The organism is Gilliamella sp. B14384G12, from assembly GCF_016101825.1.
In the GTDB taxonomy this organism is placed as follows: Bacteria; Pseudomonadota; Gammaproteobacteria; order Enterobacterales; family Orbaceae; genus Gilliamella; species Gilliamella apicola_N.
On record NZ_JACFPU010000002.1, the window covers coordinates 91,919 to 112,786 of the forward strand.

The 20,868-nt window shown below is 36.5% G+C and carries 17 protein-coding genes; 8 read left to right on the top strand and 9 right to left on the bottom strand.

Annotation, left to right across the window (positions count from 1 at the left end; translation table 11 throughout):
• Window positions 1-54 precede the first annotated feature (54 nt).
• Both typA and hemG read right to left on the bottom strand, forming a co-directional pair.
• Entirely contained in the window at window positions 55-1,881 is a 1,827-nt protein-coding gene (gene typA / locus H3S73_RS03010; RefSeq protein WP_198235548.1) for a translational GTPase TypA, read from the bottom strand.
• Window positions 1,882-2,036: 155 nt separating this feature from the next.
• On the bottom strand, window positions 2,037-2,570 hold the full coding sequence (hemG, locus tag H3S73_RS03015; protein WP_198235549.1) for a menaquinone-dependent protoporphyrinogen IX dehydrogenase: 534 nt from the start codon (window positions 2,568-2,570) through the stop codon (window positions 2,037-2,039).
• 611 nt (window positions 2,571-3,181) lie between these two features.
• Here hemG and glmU point away from each other — a divergent pair.
• From glmU to rlmKL, 6 genes are all read left to right on the top strand, one after another.
• Window positions 3,182-4,561 carry a bifunctional UDP-N-acetylglucosamine diphosphorylase/glucosamine-1-phosphate N-acetyltransferase GlmU gene (gene glmU / locus H3S73_RS03020; protein ID WP_370528774.1) on the top strand — a complete coding sequence of 460 codons (1,380 nt, stop codon included), beginning with the start codon at window positions 3,182-3,184 and terminating at the stop codon, window positions 4,559-4,561.
• Between the two features lie 3 nt (window positions 4,562-4,564).
• Entirely contained in the window at window positions 4,565-6,397 is a 1,833-nt protein-coding gene (gene glmS / locus H3S73_RS03025; protein WP_198235551.1) for a glutamine--fructose-6-phosphate transaminase (isomerizing), read from the top strand.
• A 288-nt stretch (window positions 6,398-6,685) separates the two neighbouring features.
• Complete coding sequence (locus tag H3S73_RS03030; protein ID WP_198235552.1) at window positions 6,686-8,560, top strand: PTS mannitol transporter subunit IICBA; 1,875 nt, start codon at window positions 6,686-6,688, stop codon at window positions 8,558-8,560.
• An 83-nt stretch (window positions 8,561-8,643) separates the two neighbouring features.
• Window positions 8,644-9,804 (top strand): mannitol-1-phosphate 5-dehydrogenase, encoded by a 1,161-nt coding sequence (locus tag H3S73_RS03035; protein ID WP_198235553.1) that lies wholly within the window; start codon window positions 8,644-8,646, stop codon window positions 9,802-9,804.
• 7 nt (window positions 9,805-9,811) lie between these two features.
• A complete protein-coding gene (locus H3S73_RS03040) occupies window positions 9,812-10,363 on the top strand; it encodes an MltR family transcriptional regulator (protein WP_086326003.1) in 552 nt (183 codons plus the stop codon).
• Between the two features lie 1,019 nt (window positions 10,364-11,382).
• On the top strand, window positions 11,383-13,503 hold the full coding sequence (gene rlmKL, locus H3S73_RS03045) for a bifunctional 23S rRNA (guanine(2069)-N(7))-methyltransferase RlmK/23S rRNA (guanine(2445)-N(2))-methyltransferase RlmL (RefSeq protein WP_198235554.1): 2,121 nt from the start codon (window positions 11,383-11,385) through the stop codon (window positions 13,501-13,503).
• A gap of 130 nt (window positions 13,504-13,633) precedes the next feature.
• Here rlmKL and H3S73_RS03050 read toward each other — a convergent pair whose 3' ends face one another.
• On the bottom strand, window positions 13,634-14,062 hold the full coding sequence (locus H3S73_RS03050) for a universal stress protein (RefSeq protein WP_065737627.1): 429 nt from the start codon (window positions 14,060-14,062) through the stop codon (window positions 13,634-13,636).
• A 223-nt stretch (window positions 14,063-14,285) separates the two neighbouring features.
• Here H3S73_RS03050 and H3S73_RS03055 point away from each other — a divergent pair, with 223 nt between their 5' ends.
• Complete coding sequence (locus H3S73_RS03055; RefSeq protein WP_065737628.1) at window positions 14,286-14,696, top strand: GNAT family N-acetyltransferase; 411 nt, start codon at window positions 14,286-14,288, stop codon at window positions 14,694-14,696.
• Entirely contained in the window at window positions 14,693-15,274 is a 582-nt protein-coding gene (locus H3S73_RS03060; protein WP_065602359.1) for a nucleoside triphosphate pyrophosphatase, read from the top strand. The genes H3S73_RS03055 and H3S73_RS03060 overlap by 4 nt, the downstream gene beginning before the upstream one ends.
• Window positions 15,275-15,337: 63 nt before the next feature.
• On the opposite strand, the gene H3S73_RS03065 is transcribed toward H3S73_RS03060, so the two are convergent.
• The 6 genes from H3S73_RS03065 to H3S73_RS03090 are packed head-to-tail and all read right to left on the bottom strand — an operon-like array spanning window position 15,338 to window position 20,853.
• Entirely contained in the window at window positions 15,338-16,003 is a 666-nt protein-coding gene (locus H3S73_RS03065) for an ABC transporter ATP-binding protein (protein ID WP_039130482.1), read from the bottom strand.
• A complete protein-coding gene (locus tag H3S73_RS03070) occupies window positions 16,003-17,214 on the bottom strand; it encodes an ABC transporter permease (protein ID WP_198235555.1) in 1,212 nt (403 codons plus the stop codon). The genes H3S73_RS03065 and H3S73_RS03070 overlap by 1 nt, the downstream gene beginning before the upstream one ends.
• Before the next feature lie 36 nt (window positions 17,215-17,250).
• Window positions 17,251-17,718, bottom strand: a complete 468-nt coding sequence (locus H3S73_RS03075; RefSeq protein ID WP_065737631.1) for a DUF4418 family protein — start codon at window positions 17,716-17,718, stop codon at window positions 17,251-17,253.
• An 18-nt stretch (window positions 17,719-17,736) separates the two neighbouring features.
• Entirely contained in the window at window positions 17,737-18,396 is a 660-nt protein-coding gene (locus tag H3S73_RS03080) for an ABC transporter ATP-binding protein (protein WP_039130581.1), read from the bottom strand.
• 10 nt (window positions 18,397-18,406) lie between these two features.
• Window positions 18,407-19,549: an ABC transporter permease gene (locus H3S73_RS03085; protein ID WP_198235556.1), complete on the bottom strand. Its 1,143-nt coding sequence runs from the start codon at window positions 19,547-19,549 to the stop codon at window positions 18,407-18,409.
• Between the two features lie 17 nt (window positions 19,550-19,566).
• Window positions 19,567-20,853 (bottom strand): ABC transporter permease, encoded by a 1,287-nt coding sequence (locus H3S73_RS03090; RefSeq protein WP_198226524.1) that lies wholly within the window; start codon window positions 20,851-20,853, stop codon window positions 19,567-19,569.
• Window positions 20,854-20,868 lie beyond the last annotated feature (15 nt).

A 20,868-nucleotide genomic window follows, 5' to 3' on the forward strand; every position in this document is an offset into this window, starting at 1 on the left:
TTTTATTCAGTAATTATAACCTGTTATTGATTTATTACAGATTATTCACCAAGGTTAGTCTTTATTATTGTTTCTAAACGCACGTTTACGATCATTCTCAGTTAAATGACGTTTACGTAAACGGATAGACAGTGGCGTTACTTCCACTAATTCATCATCATCAATAAATTCTAACGCTTGTTCCAATGACATTTTAACTGGTGGTGAAAGTGTTGTTGCTTCATCAGTACCTGATGCACGCATATTAGTTAATTTCTTACCTGTTAAACAGTTAACGGTTAAATCATTTGAACGTGTATGAATACCAATAATTTGACCTTCATAAACTTCAGCACCATGACCTAAGAATAATTTACCACGATCTTGCAAGCTATAAAGCGCATAAGCTAGTGCTTTACCAGTACCGTTTGAAATCATAACACCATTAATTCGTTGACCAATTTCGCCTGGACGTACATCGTCATAATGACTAAATGTAGAATAAAGCAAACCAGTACCTGATGTCATCGTCATAAATTCAGTTCTAAAACCGATTAGACCACGGCTTGGAATAACATAATCTAAACGCACACGACCTTTACCATCCGGTAACATATTGGTTAGATCACCTTTACGTAAACCAAGTGCTTCCATCACAGAACCTTGATGTTGTTCTTCAATATCAAGAGTTACTTGTTCAAATGGTTCTTGTCTTTTACCGTCGATCTCTTTGAAGATTACTTTAGGTCGAGAGACCCCTAGTTCATAACCTTCACGGCGCATATTTTCAATTAATACAGATAAGTGTAATTCACCACGACCAGACACTCTAAATGCGTCAGGGTCTGGCGTTTCTTCAACTCGAAGTGCCACATTATGTACAAGCTCTTTCTTCAAGCGCTCAAGGATTTGGCGAGAAGTTACAAATTTACCTTCTTTACCCGCAAACGGTGAGCTATTAACATTAAAGAACATCGTAACAGTTGGTTCATCAACAGTTAATGGAGGCTGCGCTTCAACACAACTATTATCACAAATCGTGTCAGAAATACCTAATTCGCCTAGACCTGTTAACGCAATAATATCACCCGCTTCGGCAACTTCTGCTTCATAACGTTGTAAGCCTAAATGACCTAGTACTTGCCCAACTTTACCAGTACGTTTATTACCTTCACTATCAACAATAGTTACTTGTTGATTTGGTTTAACGCGACCACGTTTGATTCGACCAATACCAATTACCCCAACATAATTATTGTAATCAAGTTGAGAAATTTGCATTTGGAATGGTCCATCTAAATCAACTTTTGGTGGCTCAACATGTTTAACGATTGCTTCAAATAATGGCGTCATATCTTCAGCCATATCTTCATGATCTAAACCAGCGATCCCCATTAATGCAGAAGCATAAACAATAGGGAAATCAAGCTGTTCGTCGGTTGCACCTAAATTTACAAACAGATCGAATACTTGATCAACAACCCAATCAGGACGAGCACCCGGACGGTCAACTTTATTAATAACCACAATTGGTTTTAAACCATAAGCAAACGCTTTTTGCGTTACAAAACGGGTTTGAGGCATTGGTCCGTCCATCGCATCAACTAACAGTAATACTGAGTCGACCATTGACATAACACGTTCAACTTCACCACCAAAATCAGCATGGCCTGGGGTATCAACGATATTGATACGATAATCGTTCCAGTCAATTGCTGTATTTTTAGCTAAAATAGTAATACCACGCTCTTTTTCAAGCGCATTAGAATCCATTATACGTTCGTTGTCGTCACCACGCAGATTATCTAGCGTACCTGACTGTTTTAATAATTTATCAACCAAAGTTGTTTTACCATGGTCAACGTGCGCAATAATGGCAATATTTCTTAAATTTTCAATCACAATTAAAATCCCAATTAGGAGATAGATTCTTTAGGCGCGATATTGTACACCTTTTTAGCCCAAATGTTGATCTATATCACAAAGTTTATTTAAAAGAGCATTATCATTTGATAAAGTCAGAAAAATAATAATCTATTTTGACAAGAAGTTTCAGGTTAACTACACGTTTGAGTATAAAATAGTGCTGCAAATTGATCGACTTTAGCCCAATCAGTATATTCAATGATAGGTTTAGTCACATCTGTATCGCCTTTACCCAACCACATTATGAAACGAACCATATTACGGTCAAACCAATTATATTTTGGATAATAAAGCGCACCAGCAAAAACGGCTTTAATGGTTGGTTGCCATGCAATTTTAGCTAAGAATTTTCTTGTATATGAATTTGTTTCAGGAGTATTTTTATGCGGCTTTCTGGCTACAACATTCACACCAAAAAAGCCCGATCTCATTTTATTTAATTGCTGATAATTATCATCAATAAATTTTTTCATTACTTTACTATAAAATCCATAACGAATAGAACAACCCAACAAAACGGCTTGGTACTTGGTAAGATCGATATTAGTACTAGGTAAAAGCTCAATCAAATCACAATCACATTTACTGACTAATTGATTTTCGATGCGCTGCATAATTTTTAATGTTTGCTTTTCGTGAGTAGTATAGAGTAATAAAACTTTCATTTTTTAAATTTCCTATTAAAGGGTTTATACCTGCCTCTTTTTATTTCACTTAATAGTGGTTAACTGATAATAAGGATTGCAAGCGTAAGCTATTATATATAAACATTGAAAATTAATCCGTATTTTATCTGTAGTTATATCATCACAACTCAGTAAGTACGACTAACTTAATTCTCTTTTTTGGGAATTTATTATCTTTTTTGTTTAAAAAGTAGAATATAGATCGGAACAATTTTCAATTGATACATGGATTGAGGTTATCGGCTGTTTGAGTGTTAACCAAGCATTTTAGATAAATCATAATAACTTTTTTATCGTGTTTATCGTTTTTTATATAACTTTGGATAGATCTTAATGGAAACAACCTCTATTGCTTTTTTACTAGTCATCTAAATATTGCCTCTATTTTTTATCGAATTTGAAATCTCGACTTAAGTCTCGAATCTATATTGATAATATTTTTTAGAATCTAATTTCACAATTAAAAGAGATATTAATAAAACTACATTTAACTTTTTTCATGATAAAAATTAATAAATTGTGGATGATTTAATAAAAAACTTTGATTATAGTATTATGCTAATTTAACCTGAGCGGAAATAAATATGGCAATTTCAACCCCAAAACTTAGTGCAATTATTTTGGCGGCAGGAAAAGGCACTCGGATGTATTCCAACCTTCCTAAAGTTTTACATAAAATCGGCGCTAAACCGATGCTTCAACATGTAATTGATACAGTTGAACAACTTAACACCAATCGTATCAATATTGTTTACGGTCATGGTAAACAACAGCTTGAAAATGCGCTTAAAGATCAGCCTGTACAGTTGGTCTATCAAGCTCAACAGCTTGGTACTGGGCATGCAGTACAACAAGCTATTCCCTATATTGAAGATGACGAAGATATCTTAATTTTATATGGTGATACTCCACTTATATCACTACCTACCCTACAAAATTTAATTGCGAGTAAACCCAAACAAGGTATTGCGTTACTGACCGTTATACTTGATGATCCTACTGGTTATGGGCGTATTGAGCGAAAAGATGGCAAGGTTGTTGCGATTGTTGAGCAAAAAGATGCTTCACTAGAGCAGCAAAAAATTAATGAAGTTAATACTGGCATTATGTTGGTGACGGGCAAACTGTTAAAAAACTGGCTAGCTCGCTTAACCAATGATAATGCACAAAAAGAGTATTATTTGACTGATGTTATTGCTTTTGCCTATCAGGACGGGTACGAGATATTGACCTCTCATCCAATAAAGCAATTTGAAGTTGAAGGTGTAAATAATCGATTACAGTTAGCCACATTAGAACGACACTATCAACATCAACAAATACAAAACTTATTGCTTGCTGGCGTCACACTGCTTGATCCTAACCGTTTTGATTTACGTGGCACACTAACCCATGGCAAAGATGTGGTAATTGATTGTAACGTCATTATTGAAGGTGATGTAAAACTGGGCAATAACGTTATTATTGGCGCGGGCTGTATCTTAAAAGATTGTCGTATTGATGATGATTCAATTATCAGCCCATACAGCATAATTGAACATTCAACCATTGCACAGCAATGTACCATCGGGCCTTTCGCACGATTAAGACCGGGTTCAGAGCTTGAAGAACAAGTACACGTTGGCAATTTTGTTGAACTTAAAAAAGCACACTTAGGTAAAGCAACCAAAGCAGGACACTTAAGCTATCTTGGCGATAGTGAAATCGGTAGCAATGTCAATATTGGGGCCGGCACTATTACCTGTAATTACGATGGTGCCAATAAATTTAAAACGATTATTGAAGATGATGTATTTGTGGGTTCAGATACCCAGCTCATTGCCCCTGTTAAAGTTGGTAAGGGTGCAACCATCGCGGCAGGTACCACTGTCACCAACAATGTTAAAGATAACGAATTAGTCGTAAGCCGAGTTAGACAAAAGCAATTTAGTGGTTGGAAACGTCCAACCAAAATAAAAAACGAGGGATAAACTATGTGTGGTATTGTGGGCGCTATCGCCAAGCGTGATGTAGCAGAAATATTATTAGAAGGTTTAAAACGATTAGAGTATCGAGGTTATGATTCTGCGGGACTTGCTATTATTTCTCCAAAAGGTGAACTGCAACGCATTCGTCGTGTTGGCAAAGTTCAAGCTCTGAAAGATGCTGTGGAAGTGCACCCACTGAAAGGTTCAATCGGTATTGCTCACACCCGCTGGGCAACACATGGTGAACCAGCTGAACATAATGCCCATCCACATGTTTCTGGATTTATTACTGTGGTGCATAACGGTATTATTGAAAACTTCGAAACATTACGAGAACAACTTATTGCTAAAGGTTACCAGTTCCGTTCTGAAACCGATACTGAAGTTATTGCTCATCTAATTCATGACATCATTGCCACTGAAGATTGCTCATTATTCGAAGCTGTACAAAAAGCCATACCACAATTGCGTGGAGCTTATGGTACGGTGATAATGGACACTCGTAATCCTGATATATTAGTCGCTGCGCGTTCAGGCAGCCCATTAGTCATTGGTTGTGGTATAGGCGAAAATTTCATTGCCTCAGATCAGCTTGCATTACTTCCTGTAACACGTCAATTTATCTTTTTGGAAGAAGGTGATATTGCCCTCATTAGTCATCGTACAATCACAATTTTAGATAAAAACTATCAGCAAGTCACCCGCCCTCGTATTGAATCCGATGCCAGATACGATGCGGGTAGCAAAGCAGGTTACAACCACTATATGCAAAAAGAGATCTACGAACAACCTAATGCCATAAAAAATACCCTTGAAGGTCGTATGGCACACGGTAAAGTGGATTTATCTGAATTAGGAGACCATGCCGAAAATATTTTAAAACAGGTTGAACATATACAAATTGTCGCATGTGGCACTGCTTATAATGCAGGTATGGTTGCTCGCTATTGGTTTGAGGCATTAGCAGGTATTCCTTGTGATGTTGAAATAGCTTCAGAATTCCGCTATCGCAACCCAGCACGGCGAAAAAATAGCTTATTTATCACGTTATCGCAATCAGGCGAAACTGCTGACACTTTAGCTGCGCTAAGGCTAGCAAAAGAAAACAACTACCTAAGTACACTCGCAGTTTGTAATGTGGCAGCCTCAACCCTTGTGCGAGAAGCTGAATTGGTATTATTAACTAAAGCTGGGGTAGAAATAGGCGTTGCATCCACAAAAGCATTTACGACTCAATTAACGGTATTGCTGTTATTAGTTGCCAAATTAGGGCGCCTAAATGATATGGCAGAAAGCACCGAGCAAGCCATTATACACGCCTTACAGACCTTACCAAATCGTATTGAACAAGTATTAATGTGTGAACCGCAAATTAAAAAACTAGCAAGCCATTTTGTTAATAAGCATCACACCTTATTCTTAGGACGAGGCGATCAATACCCAATCGCCATGGAAGCATCACTAAAACTAAAAGAAATCTCATACATACATGCCGAAGCCTATGCTGCTGGTGAACTCAAGCACGGTCCTTTAGCATTAATTGATGCAGATATGCCAGTAGTAGTTATGGCTCCTACTAACGAAATGTTGGAAAAACTAAAATCCAACATTGAAGAAGTTCGTGCCCGCGGCGGTCAACTTTATGTATTTGCTGAGCAAGATGCAGGCTTTGTCAGCGACGACACCATGCATATCATCAATTTACCTCATATTGAACAGATCACTGCGCCAATCTACTACACAGTGCCAACCCAATTACTGGCTTACCATGTCGCATTAATCAAAGGCACAGACGTCGACCAACCAAGAAATCTAGCAAAATCGGTAACGGTTGAGTAGAACCAAACCCATGATAGTTAAGCCCATAATGGCTTAATTATTATGGGTAATCATCCATTAAAATCAAACAAACATCAAAAACCATTAGCATAAAACTTATGCCAAACTTCCCTAAAAGCATTTAACTGCTTTATAAGTGTGATCTAAATCACAAAATCAGAAAATACCCCACCTTTTGAAGTGTGATAAAGGTCACATTTACTAATTTTTTCAGATGAATCTGGTTAATAAATGCCTCTACAATAACAGCATCATGATTATATCAATCAACAAGGAAAGATTAATTTTATGACAACATCAAACATTAAATTAAAGGTCCAAAACTTTGGGCGATTCTTAAGTAATATGGTGATGCCTAATATCGGGGCTTTTATTGCTTGGGGATTTATTACCGCAATTTTTATTCCAACAGGTTGGTATCCTAATGAAAATGTTGCCAAACTTATTACTCCAATGATCACCTATTTATTACCACTATTAATTGGATACAGTGGCGGTAAATTAGTTCATGGTGAACGCGGGGGCGTTGTTGGCGCCATAACGACCATGGGGGTGGTTGTTGGTGCATCAATTCCAATGTTTTTAGGTGCAATGATTGTTGGCCCATTAGGTGGCTGGATGATTAAACAATTTGATAAAGCCGTAGACGGTAAAATCAAAAGTGGCTTTGAAATGTTAGTAAATAATTTTTCAGCAGGTATTATCGGTATGCTCCTTGCTTTACTATCATTCTTTGCCATTGGACCTTCAGTAGTTGTTGCATCTAGTGTACTGGCGAGTGGCGTTGACTTTATGGTACAACATAATTTATTACCACTTACCTCTATTATTGTTGAACCAGCAAAAATCTTGTTTTTAAATAATGCCATTAACCATGGTATATTTTCACCACTTGGTATTCAACAAGCAGCCGAGCATGCACAATCCATTTTCTTTTTAATTGAAGCAAATCCTGGACCAGGCTTGGGGTTATTACTTGCTTATATGTTTTTTGGTAAAGGCGCAGCAAAAGGTTCAGCAAGTGGCGCGGCAATTATTCACTTCTTTGGTGGTATTCACGAAATTTACTTCCCATATGTGTTAATGAATCCTCGTTTAATTATTGCCATGATTTTAGGTGGGATGACGGGAGTATTTACACTTACCCTTTTTGGTTCTGGCCTAAGTTCACCCGCTTCACCTGGTTCAATTATTGCCATATTAGCGGTGACTCCTAAAGCTTCAATGCTTGGTGTAAGTATCTCAGTTATAGCCGCAGCAACGGTATCATTCCTTGTCTCAGTAGTATTATTAAAAACAACTAAAAATGCAGATAAAAGTTTTGAAGATGCGCAATCAGATGTTATAGCAATGAAAGACGAATCCAAAGGATTAAAAACAGAAACGTTTAATCTTGGTAACGTAACAAAAATTGTTGTCGCGTGCGATGCAGGAATGGGATCGAGTGCAATGGGGGCGGGTGTACTGCGTAAAAAAGTACAAGATGCTAACCTAGATATTAATGTTATCAACCTTGCAATCAACAATCTAACTTCCGATGCCGATATTGTTATTACTCATAAAGATTTAACTCAACGAGCCAAACAATATGCACCAAATGCCCATCACATCTCATTAACTAATTTCTTAGATAGTGATTTATATAGCCAACTTGTGAACGAATTGGTTGCAGCACAAGGCGTTAGCAATACGAATAATAGTAATATTGCAACATCAACAGATAGTAACCAGCCGTTATTTAAATTAACAGAAAAGGACATCTTTTTAGGATTAACGGCTCAAAACAAAGAAGAAGCAATTCGTTTTGCTGGACAAAAATTAGTGGATAACGACTATGTTAAACCCGTGTATATTGAAGCAATGCTCGAACGTGAAAGGCTAACATCAACCTATCTTGGTGAATCCATTGCTGTACCTCATGGCACAATTGAAGCCAAAGAAAGTGTAATAAATACGGGTATTGTTTTTTGCCAATATCCTGCTGGGGTAAAATTTGGTGAAGAAGCGGATGACAAAGCCAAAATCGTTATCGGAATTGCTGCTCGCAATAACGAACATTTAGATGTGATAGCCAAATTAACTAACGCGTTGGATGATCCAAACATTATTGCCAAACTATCGAGCACAACCCGCTTTGATGAAGTGTTAGCAATATTAAGTTAAATATTACATCACAATGACTTCCCCGCTCTACTGCGGGAAAGTTGTTTAATTAATTACATTCAATAAAAATTAAAGGTAAAAAAATGCAAGCATTACATTTTGGCGCTGGCAACATTGGGCGCGGATTTATCGGTAAACTATTATCAGATGCAGGTGTTCATGTAACGTTTGCTGATGTTAACGAGCAAGTGATTAACGAAATAGCCAAACGTCACCAGTACCCAGTTAATGTAGTGGGCGAACAATCAACCACCGAAATCGTCCACAATGTTGACGCTATTAATAGCTCATCAAACGAAGTAAGTGACTATATTGCGAAAGTCGATTTAGTGACTACCGCAGTGGGTCCACAGATTTTAGCTCGCATTGCTGAAAATATGGCAAAGGGGTTAATTGCAAGGCATCAGCAAGCCAACAACGCCCCTCTTAACATCATCGCTTGTGAAAACATGGTACGAGGAACCAGCCAATTTAAACAAGAAATATTTAAATATATACCTCATGAACTCCACCAATGGATGAACAGTCATATAGGCTTTGTTGATTCAGCCGTTGACCGCATCGTACCACCGGCAACCTCTAAAACAGGGGATATATTAGAAGTCACAGTTGAAACATTTTCCGAATGGATTGTCGATAAAAATCAATTTATTGGTGATATCCCACAAATCAAAGGTATGGAGCCGGTTGATAACTTAATGGCATTTGTCGAACGTAAATTATTTACCTTAAACACAGGTCATGCCATTACCGCTTATTTAGGATTTTATAATGACATTGCGACCATCCGCGATGCTATTTTAGTTGATAGCATTCGTTCAGTTGTACAAGGAGCCATGCAGGAGAGCGGTCAAGTACTGATAAAACGTTACAATTTTGACCCAGCTAAACATCAAGCTTATATTGAGAAGATCCTCACACGCTTTGAAAATCCATATCTCCATGATGATACGGCTCGTGTGGGTCGTCAACCCATTCGCAAATTAGGATCTGGCGATCGATTAGTGAAACCGTTACTTGGCACATTTGAGTATGAACTAAAGAATAGTAATTTGCTTATCGGCATTGCTGCAGCCCTAAATTATCGCAATGATGACGACGATCAAGCCACCGACCTAACCCAACAAATTAGCAACAAAGGGGTAGTTCAAACATTTTGTGATATTTCTGGTATTGAAAGCAATAATCCTATTGTTAGTCAGATTGAACAACTTTATACTGCAATGCAAAATCATCAATATTAATTAGCCGATGCTAGAATCGATATTAGCAGAAGATACAATACTTGAAAAACTTAACCAGCAAGCTGATATACACAGCTTGTTGGCTGAAGCTATAAAAATGATTAATCACAGTGTTAATCAATTAATTATAAAAGTATTTCGTAAAGAACCACACGCCATAAAATTTGTCATACCATCACTAATTGGTAAAAATGGCCCACTCAATGATACATCCGTGTGCTTAAAATTACTTTATGCGCTAGGCATCATAACGCGCGAGGAGTATGAAGATATCGAGCTATTAATTGCCATTTTAGATGAACTTGACCATGACGATAAAAAATACTCCTATCTCGACGATGAAATATTAGGTCCGATTAGTCTATTACATGATATGGTATTACCGCCTAATTGGGATTCACACCATCAAAAAGCCAAAGAGTCAGGTATTGTCGACACATTAAAATCATCCATGTATCAAAATCGTTATCAACAAATGATACGCTCTGCATTGATTATTGCCATTACGGATCTGACAGTCAGAATTATTAATAAGCAGAATATTAACTATTTTCCTTAAGGGATTAATGCTAAAAAGATATTTATTTAAGAAAAAAACAGAATAAAGGCTGATTGATTAACTGAGTGCTGATCTTAACAAAGAATGAAAAAGTAGCAGTATCGTGAATAATGTATTCTTGCCAACCGCATTCATGTTAAAAAAATTTACCTACATTTTCAATTCACAATTTAATCGTGACATGCTTATTTTGGATTAGATATCAGTTAGACAACAATGCGATAGTGTCTATCAAACTATTAACCCAAAATTAATTTTTTTAATTTCCAACATCTACCATGTTTACTTAAAGTTAAGAAAGTTAATTTAAATCTTAATTTACACACTATAATGACAAATAAAACAGATAGTCATAGATAGAAAATTGTAATTTCTTGTAAAAAATATTCAGGAGTCTATACCGTTTCAAAATAATTTCACAATAAAATTAAACTACTACTGCTGCATAAATCTATATTAAAAATCCTCAAGGGTTAAAAAAGTTTCCTTTATTTTCCAAAATAAAATAACTCGCTATAACAAATCCAACATAATGATTATAAATCAGATTGTTATATTTAATTATCTATAGGTGAATGGCATATTTTCTAATGATCAAATGATTAAACTAAGTAATTAATGCGGCTTTTTATTTTTCAAATGGTTATATTAAAATATATTATATCAATCAATTATGCTATACAGTGATTCATAAACACATCTAAAATTAATGTTGAGAATAAACACAACTTATAATAGTTCGTATTGATATGGATTTGAGTTATTTACCAAGATCATCAAACTGTAAATTACTCATGAGAAGGGGTTAGCGGTTAGGGGTTAGCAGTTAACGATAAGAATTAAAAATAAATTACAGCAAAACACAATCGGCAAACGGTATAGACTCCTGAATATTTTTTACAAAATTTACTGTTTTTATACTCAAAAATCCTTAAGACCTAAAAAGGATTATCCTTTATTTCCCACAATAAAAATAACTCGCTATAATGCATTCAATTTTATTGTTAAGTGGATTATGCATGAAAACACTATTTGCCAGCACGTCACGCGGGCTTGAAGAGTTATTGAAAAAAGAGTTAGAAGAGTTAGGTTCGGTCGATTGTAAAATTGCTCAAGGGGGTGTCTTTTTTGATGCGGATGAAAAGACATTATATCAATCATTATTATGGTCGCGTCTGGCATCGCGTATATTGTTGCCAATTGCAGAGTTTGATATTTATAGTGATTTAGATCTCTATTCGTGCGTATTTAATATTAAATGGCCAGATATTTTTGCAGCTGATAACTCCTTTATGATTAATTTTGTTGGTGTAAACGATTTTATCCGTAATAGCCAATATGGTGCACTCAAAATTAAAGATGCGATTGTTGATCACTTCTCTCGTCATACTAACGAGCGCCCTAATGTGGCTAAGCAAGATCCTGATGTTCGTATTCATGCTTATTTAAATAAGAACCGTGTAACACTTTCGTTAGATTTAAGTGGTAATAGTTTGCATCAACGTGGTTATCGTCAGCAAACTGGACAAGCGCCATTAAAAGAGAACTTAGCTGCTGCAATTATTATGCGCTCAGGCTGGCAGATGGACACGCCATTAATCGATCCTATGTGTGGTTCTGGGACACTACTAATCGAAGCAGCGATGATTGCTGCTAAAATTCCACCGGGTTTATTACGTAAACATTGGGGATTCTTTGCTTGGAAAGGCTTTAATCCAATATTGTGGAATGAACTATTATTTGCCGCTAAACACAATATTAGCAAACCGAATATACCATTTATCGGTTACGACAATAATACCGTTGTGTTAGAGCGTGCAAAACAAAATGCCGTTCAAGCGGGTGTAGGCGATTTGATTACATTTGCATTACAGGATGTAACACAGTTAACCAATCCACTGCCTAATGATATAACAGGTACAATAATTAGTAATCCACCTTATGGCGAAAGATTAGAAAGTGAGCCAGCTCTTGTTGCCTTGCACACAGCACTTGGTCGTCAAATTAAGCAATATTTTGGTGGCTGGCGACTTTCGTTATTTAGTGGCGCACCTCAATTGTTAGACTGTTTACAAATGCGTGCAGAAAGACAATTTAAAGCGAAGAATGGTCCGTTAGATTGTGTACAAAAAAATTATACTATTGCACAACGATCTAGCGAACAAGTCAGCACACCAATATTGCCAGCGGCTGATTTTGCTAATCGTTTACGAAAAAATAAGCAAAAACTAGAAAAGTGGGCTGCACAAGAACAGCTAGAGTGTTATCGCCTTTATGATGCCGATTTACCTGAATACAATGTTGCTATCGATCGTTATAAAGATAAAGTAGTCGTACAGGAATATGCAGCACCTAAAAATATCGATCCACAAAAAACTCGTCAACGGCTATTTGATATTATTAACGCCACTATGTCAGTGCTAGAACTCACTGCCGATCAATTAGTTTTAAAAACGCGTGAAAAGCAGAAAGGCAAACAGCAATATCAAAAATTGAGCCAAAAACAGGATTATTTTTTGGTGCATGAGTATGCCATTAATAAACGCAAAACTCAGTTTTGGGTAAATGTGACCGATTATTTAGATACAGGGCTGTTTTTAGATCATCGTTTAGCACGCAAAATGATTGGTGAAATGAGTGCAGGTAAGGATTTTCTAAATCTGTTTGCTTATACCGGTAGTGCAACGGTTTATGCGGGTCTAGGTGGCGCTAAGTCAACTACGACAGTTGATATGTCACGCACTTATTTACAATGGGCCGATCGTAATCTAAAACAAAATGGATTAACAGGTAGACAGCATCGTTTAATTCAAGCTGATTGTTTATTGTATTTAGAACATAGTGATGATCAGTTCGATCTAATCTTTATTGATCCACCTACATTTTCAAATTCTAAAAGAATGAGTGATACTTTTGATGTTCAACGTGATCATTTAAAAATAATGGCGAATTTAAAACGGTTATTAAAACCAAATGGCATTATTGTGTTTTCGAACAATAAACGGGGTTTTAAAATGGATAACATTGGTATGCAAAACCTTGGATTGACTTATCAAGATATCACCAATAAAACGTTATCTTTGGACTTTAAACGTAATAAACAAATTCACTGCTGTTTTATTGTCCAACAGCAAAAGTAAATGCATGTCGTCCATCTGCATAGATTGTATTGATATGGATTTTTAGGTTATTTACTAAGAGCATCAGATTATAAATTACTTACGAGGAGTTATTCGCTCCTCGTTTTAGTTTAAAGAATAAATTTCGCAACTATCGAACGACTAAAACTGAAGTTTGCGCGCTACGAACTACACCTGCCGCATTCGATCCCAGTAAGTGAGTGGTAATATTAGGGCGACGTGATCCTAATATAATTAAGTCGGGTTTTAATTCTTCTGCAATATGAAGAATTTCATCTCTTGGATTACCAAACGCAATAGAAAACGACAATTTTTCTTGAGGTAAATTAATAGAAGCCATTAATTTATGTAACCACTGTTCAGTTTGTACAGTTGCTTTATCTTTAAATTCATCAAAACCAAATGAGTAAGCATTCACAATTGCTGACGCTACTGGCAAAGTATGGAAGAAGATCACCTCAGCATTTGATAATTTTGCCAAACATTCAACATGTGGGATGACTTTTTGGGTTAACTCATCTTCAAGCACATCAACCGGTACTAAAATTTTGTTGTACATAAAACTACCCCCTCGCTAAATAAAATCTGATAAATGATCTTTGACAATACGGTTTAACAGTCATATGGTTTAAGAATCATGGCATTTGATTATTATGATACTTATTTTGGATTTATTCTTTATTTATTTTTAATAGTTAAGTTAGTTGATGCTTACTATAATATCCTAAAACCAATTTAGAAAAATGAAACCATTTTTTACTCATTTCATGACGGAGATCACCATGAGTAGTATTATTTACCGTTCAGACATCAAACCAGAACTTGAACAAGCTATTGCCCTTTATCGTCACTGTTCACTAGGTGAACGCCGACCTCTTACCGATTCAACTCGATTTAAAGCTATGTTAGATAATGCTAACTTAGTTATAACCGCTTGGCATAATGATAAATTAATTGGTATAGCGCGTTGTTTAACGGATTTTGTATATATAACTTATTTGGCCGATCTCGCTGTAGATGAGGATTATCAAAAACAAGGTATTGGTAAACAATTAATTAAAGAAGTAAAAAAGAATACTCATGAAAATTGCTCGATAACTTTACTGGCTGCACCAAGTGCGGTTGATTATTATGGACATATCGGATTTAATGCTCATCCTTCTGCTTGGATTTTAAGAGATAAATCAATATGAGAATCATTTTAGCGTCAACATCGCTATCACGTAAAAAAGTACTTGAAAAATTCGCTATCCCTTTTGAATGTGTTCCGCCTATTTGTGACGAAACACCGCTTGCGGGTGAGTCTGCTGAGCAGTTAGTGGTACGTTTAGCGAATCTGAAAGCGCAATCATTAGTCGATAAATACCCAGACAGTTTAATTATTGGCTCAGATCAGGTAGGGGTTCTAGAGGGAAAAATTGTTTGCAAACCGCATACTGTTGAAAATGCTCGCAAACAACTTGCCAATAGCAGTGGCAAAACATTCTATTTTTACACAGGGATGACAGTTATTAATACCCGTTCCGGTCAATCCACTACTCTTTGTGAGCCGTTCAAAGTCACCTTTCGGCAACTCAGTAGTTCTGAAATCGATGCCTATATTGCTAAAGAGATGCCGCTACAATGTGCTGGCAGTTTTAAATGTGATGAACTCGGCATAACGTTGTTTGATAAGTTAGAGGGAGATGATATTAATTCATTAGTCGGATTACCTCTGTTAAAGCTTAATAAAATAATGATTGAAATGGGCTGTAATCCCTTATTGCTTTAACCAGTGAAGCAAAATGGATAAGTCAGTATTCACTTAATATTATGTAAGTGAGCATTGACTTATTTAATCAATAAACCGCCCTGCCGACATTTTCATGATATTTTGGCTATAACTTGCTACATCATTATCATGGGTGACAATCAATAACGCAGTACCTTGTTGGTTAATTTCTTTTAGCAGTTGCATAATATCAGTAGAACTTTCCTCATCGAGATCACTGGTGGGTTCATCTGCAATGATGATTTGTGGCTGGCAAATTAATGCACGTAATATGGCAATACGACGCATTTCACCGCCTGACATATTGGCTGGATAAACATCTTGCAAATAACTGACTTTAGCCTTTTCCAACAAACTTTTCGCATAACTGAAGCTACTTTTATTTGGGCGCTTAGTTAAGTAATAAGGTAAGCGAATATTATCAATCGCGGTAAGATTAGGGAGTAAACTGCTGCCTTGAGGAATATAACCAATATGCTGATTACGAAAAGCCGATACTTGCTGATCATCTAATTCAAATAGATTGACATCATTAAAGGTTACTTTCCCCTGTGTTGGTGTTAATAAACCCGCAATCATATTCAAAAGCGTCGTTTTACCACTACCTGATTTACCCATAATGCAGTTAAAATCACCTGATTGCATACTGAAACTGACATTATTTACTGCTGCAAAAGTTTGTTGACCACGTTGATAATCTTTACGCAAATTTCGAACATTCAGTAACATTATTCACCCTCTCTGAGCGTGCTGTAAGTATCAAACTTAGTCATAGATAAAGCTGAATAGATACTTGATAATGGTCCAATAATTATGGTTAATGCCAATACCACTACTGCATAGCATAACGCATCAATCACTGAAAGATTAATGCATGGCAAACCAATGGTTTGGCAGATTAATAAGCTAAACGCATAGAGCAACACACCTGCTAATACAATGCCCATTAAGCCACCTAATGCACTAATAATTAAAGATTCACGCAGCAGCATTTTTACTAAATCTCGACGTGAAGCCCCTAAGATACGCAATAAACTGATTTCGCGCTTGCGCTCATTTAAATTTGACGAGAAGATGACAAAAATAATCACTATTGCTAATACCCAAAAAATTGCCGATAAACTATATACAATAGTCGAAAAGCCATTTAACCATTTGGAAATATTACTTAACATACCTTTAGTCATAACAAAATCCAGTTTATAGTCGATGGCGTATTTGGGCATGATTTGATTAACAATATCTTTAGGCTGATAATCAGGATCGACTTTGATAAAAATGGAAGAGGCATAATCCGCAAAATGATCGATATCGCCTTGCACTAATTCAGCTTCTTTCATTAAAGTGTGTGCTGCTTGCATAGTCATAAATACCGAAGTGTCAAAACCCATCCCCGTACTATCCATTTTGGCTGCTATTTTGAAAGGATGATTGAAAAACATGACCTCATCGCCAATATTTGAACTAATTTTTGAGCCAACTACAACTTGGTTATCAGTAAGTGGCTCAATAAGTTGTGATTGCAACCAAGGTTTGATAACAAAATCGCTTTGTTGATCAAAACCAATAAGTTGTACTTTTGAAGTACAGCAACCGGCGCTCAGTGAAGCGATAAAAAGCTGGGGTGATATTGCTTGTATTCCTTTTATATTTTTGATTTTATCAATCAAATCAACTTTTAAATAAAAGCTACTTGGTTCACCCCGTAATAAGGCAACTTCTAGATTTTTTTCGTAACCATATGGAACAACTAAAATATCCGCACCAAGGCGATCAGCCATGCCAGAAATTCCCAAACTGAGATTTTTCATAATCACGCTACCGCCAAAAAGTGTAGCAGAAAACAACATAACAATGATAATCAAACAACAACTCCGAAATGGCCGCCGTTGAATGTTTTGCCAAGCCAAATTAGCCATGGTGATGGGTTGTTCTTGCATGTTTAGATCCTATTTTTTATTAAAGATTGTATATCTTTAAAATATGCTTCTTCTGGCCGCTTTGTTAAGATAGAAAGTATTCACCAGCGCAATAATAAATAATAACAATGACAATAAAACGAGCGCTGGCTTAGCACCCATATTGCAGCGCATCATTTGATTATCACATACGCCAATTAAAATGGTCGGAATAGCCAAAGCAAATAATGAAATGCAAGCAATCGCCATACTTAATCCCATCCGCAGAAAAATTTTACGACAAAATAGCATTAAGGTGCCAATTGCAATAATCAAACTGCCCACGCCAACTTCAGCTCGGCCTGTCCAAAAGCATTTCATAATTTTACCAACACCTGTATGCACATGTTCTACTTGACCTTGCATTGTTGCAGTTGATAGGTTAACGGTTTCATGTGGGCAGACGGGTAAAATATATAGAGGAAATAAAATAAATAATATGCCAATAATGATATAGATGAGTGATGAAACAACACGATTTTGCATAATTTAAAACCTTAAATATTAATTATTAATTACTCGGGCAACCTTGCCATGTTCAAGTACAACGGTTGTTTGAGCATGTTTTGATACTTCAAGTGAATGAGTCACAACAATAATAGTACTCCCTTCTTCGTGCAGTTGATGCAGTAAATTCATAACCATTGCTTCATTATTTTCATCTAAATTACCAGTAGGTTCATCGGCTAAGATTAATTTTGGATAATTGATTAAGGCGCGGGCAATGCATACACGTTGCTGTTCCCCGCCTGATAACTGATTTGGCAAGTGCTTAGCGCGGGCAGCAAGTCCAACCCTTTCCAGCGCTTGCATGGCTTCTTTTTCATCGACCATGCTGTGATAATATTGTGCAACCATTACGTTTTCGAGTGCGGTTAGATAAGACACTAAATGGAATTGTTGAAAGATAAGACCGATTTTATCACGGCGGATTTCGGTTAATTCGGGTAGAGATAATTGGGTGATATCTTGTCCATCTAAAATGACTGAACCTAAAGATGGTTTATCCATACAACCAATAATATTCATCAAGGTCGTTTTGCCACTGCCCGATGGTCCCATAATGGATAACCATTTGCTCTCTTCTACAACTAAATTCACATCTGATAAGGCATGAAGAGAACCATAAATCTTAGATACATTATTAACTTCGAGTATATTCATACTTTACATCCTATTCGCCACGCAATACTAATGCTGGCTCTACATCTAATGCACGTTTAACCGGAATTAAACAGGCAATTACCGTCACAATTGCTGATATTAAAATGGTACTTGGTATCAAATAAAATTCAATAATAATTGAACGACCAAAAACATTAGAACTGATTACCTGAGCAAAAATAAGTCCACAAATTACCCCAATAATCCCTCCAGTAATACCAAGAACTAATCCCTCGGCTAAAAACTCTTTAGCGATACTTTTATTATTGGCTCCAATGGCTTTTTTAAGACCGATTTCTTTACGGCGCTCCATTACAACCGTCATCATGGTAGTTGCTACGCAAATCATAGTGAGAACTAAAACCACAAGGGTCACTAAATAAAGGAGTGATGACAGTTTACCTAATACTGAGGTTTCTGATTGTGTCACCCATTTAATTAAATGGGGTTCGATTGTGGTTGATTGACTTTTAATGGTATCTATATAGTCCTTTAACTCATTTTGTGATGCTGTGATGCTGACTTCAACAACTTCAGCTTGATCACTCTCTTCAAAGAATTGTCCTAAATCATGCAGATCGACAAAAATAAAATTATCTTCAGCTCTACCTGTTTTAACTATACCGGTAATAGTTAACTCTTCATCAAAACGAGAATCTTGTTTAGATTTACCCGAAATGGATATTTCACTGCCAACGTTTAAATTGGCAAAGTTAGCTATATCGGTCCCAATCATCACTTCATGAGATTTTTGTGGCAAACGGCCTTCAATATGCCAATAAGGACTGGTTTTGGTAACTTGGTTAAAGTTAGTACCGACAATGGTATAAGGATGCTGATTAACGCGTACTGCCTCGTAGCGAAACGGCGTGACACCAAGTAATTTGTCTTGTGGTAGTAAGCTTACTGCTTTTTGTACATCAGACATTGACATAGTTGGCTGATTATTCGCAGGCATTAATAATAAATTCGCTCCATAAGAACGGAACTCCTGCCCCATCTGTCTTGGAATGTCAAAACAGAGCGTAACCATGCCTAATAATACCGTTGCGCCAATCGCCACGCCTAAAAGTGCAATAATAATGCGAGAGCGACGACGAATGAGCGAACTCAATATGGTTTTAATAATAAAGCGTCGATTTTTATTAATCATCAGATTTACCTTTACCCTTATCGTCCATGCAGTACATCAGTAGGGCGTAAAAACATCATAATACGCAGTGCAGGTAAGCTACCTAAAAATGTAATTAAGGTAACCATTATTAATACTAAAGGAACAATAATCATTTTAGGTTCGACAAACGAACCAAATACGGTATGACCAATAATCTGCGCAAAGCCAAGACCAATAAAGTAACCCAAAACACCGCCCATTAAGGCAATAATTAAGATTTCGGTTAAAATGAGCAAGGCAACAGCACTATTTGTTGCGCCGAGTGCTTTAAGTAAACCAATTTCGGTACTGCGTTCTATCACATTTGCTGTCACTAAATTTGAAATAGCTAATGCGGAACAAATTAAGGATAAAATGGTTAACAATAACATCAATAACTGCGTTTTTTGTAAAATAGAACCTTCTGAATCCGCCACTTGCATAATGGCTTTAACGCGGACATCTGGCATTAACTCTTCTAGTTGATAAGCGATTGAACTAATATAAGCAGTGCAATACCATGTATCCCACTCGGTGCGTGATAAGCTGTTAGGATCTTGCGCGGCCTTACGAGCCAATTCGTTTTCAGGGGTGGTTAATGCACTTACTTCAACACGTTCAACCAGTCCATTTTTATCAGCTAACTGCTGCGCAATTGGGAGGGATACAAATAATTGTGAATCTTCAGCGCCACCACTATGGAAAATATTGTGCACGGTTAATGTGATTTTTTGTTTTGTTAGAACAGATGTAACCTCAATACTGTCACCTAATTTTAAATTCCACTGTTTCGCAATTGATTTACCAACCATTACACCTTGCAGATTATCATCAGTCATCTGATCGCCTTCGATTGTCCACCATGATTTCATGGCTAACATACCTGTATCAACCTCATCGCCAGTCGGAATTTTAAGGTGTTTATTAAACCAAGTTCCGACAATTGTAATGGGTTTATCGTTTAACATGGCTGGGGCATTAAGATAAGGCGCAAAATCGACAATATTATATGCCCAGAAGATCATCTTAATTTTAACGAGATCATCTTGTTTGATGTATTGCACCGCTTGTTGATTATCATTATTATCCAACTGATACATTTCACTTACTAACGCAGTACTTTTAGGCACAATATTTAGATTAGCTCCATACGCTTTTAATTCTTGATTAACTTTATCACCAACATCAAACATAACATTTAACATGGCAGTGGCTAATGAGACACCTAAGGCAACAGTGAGCGCAATTAAAAAGAGCTTCTTTTTTTGGCGTACTAACACGCTTAGTAACATTCTACGAAACATACTCTATTCCTTGGA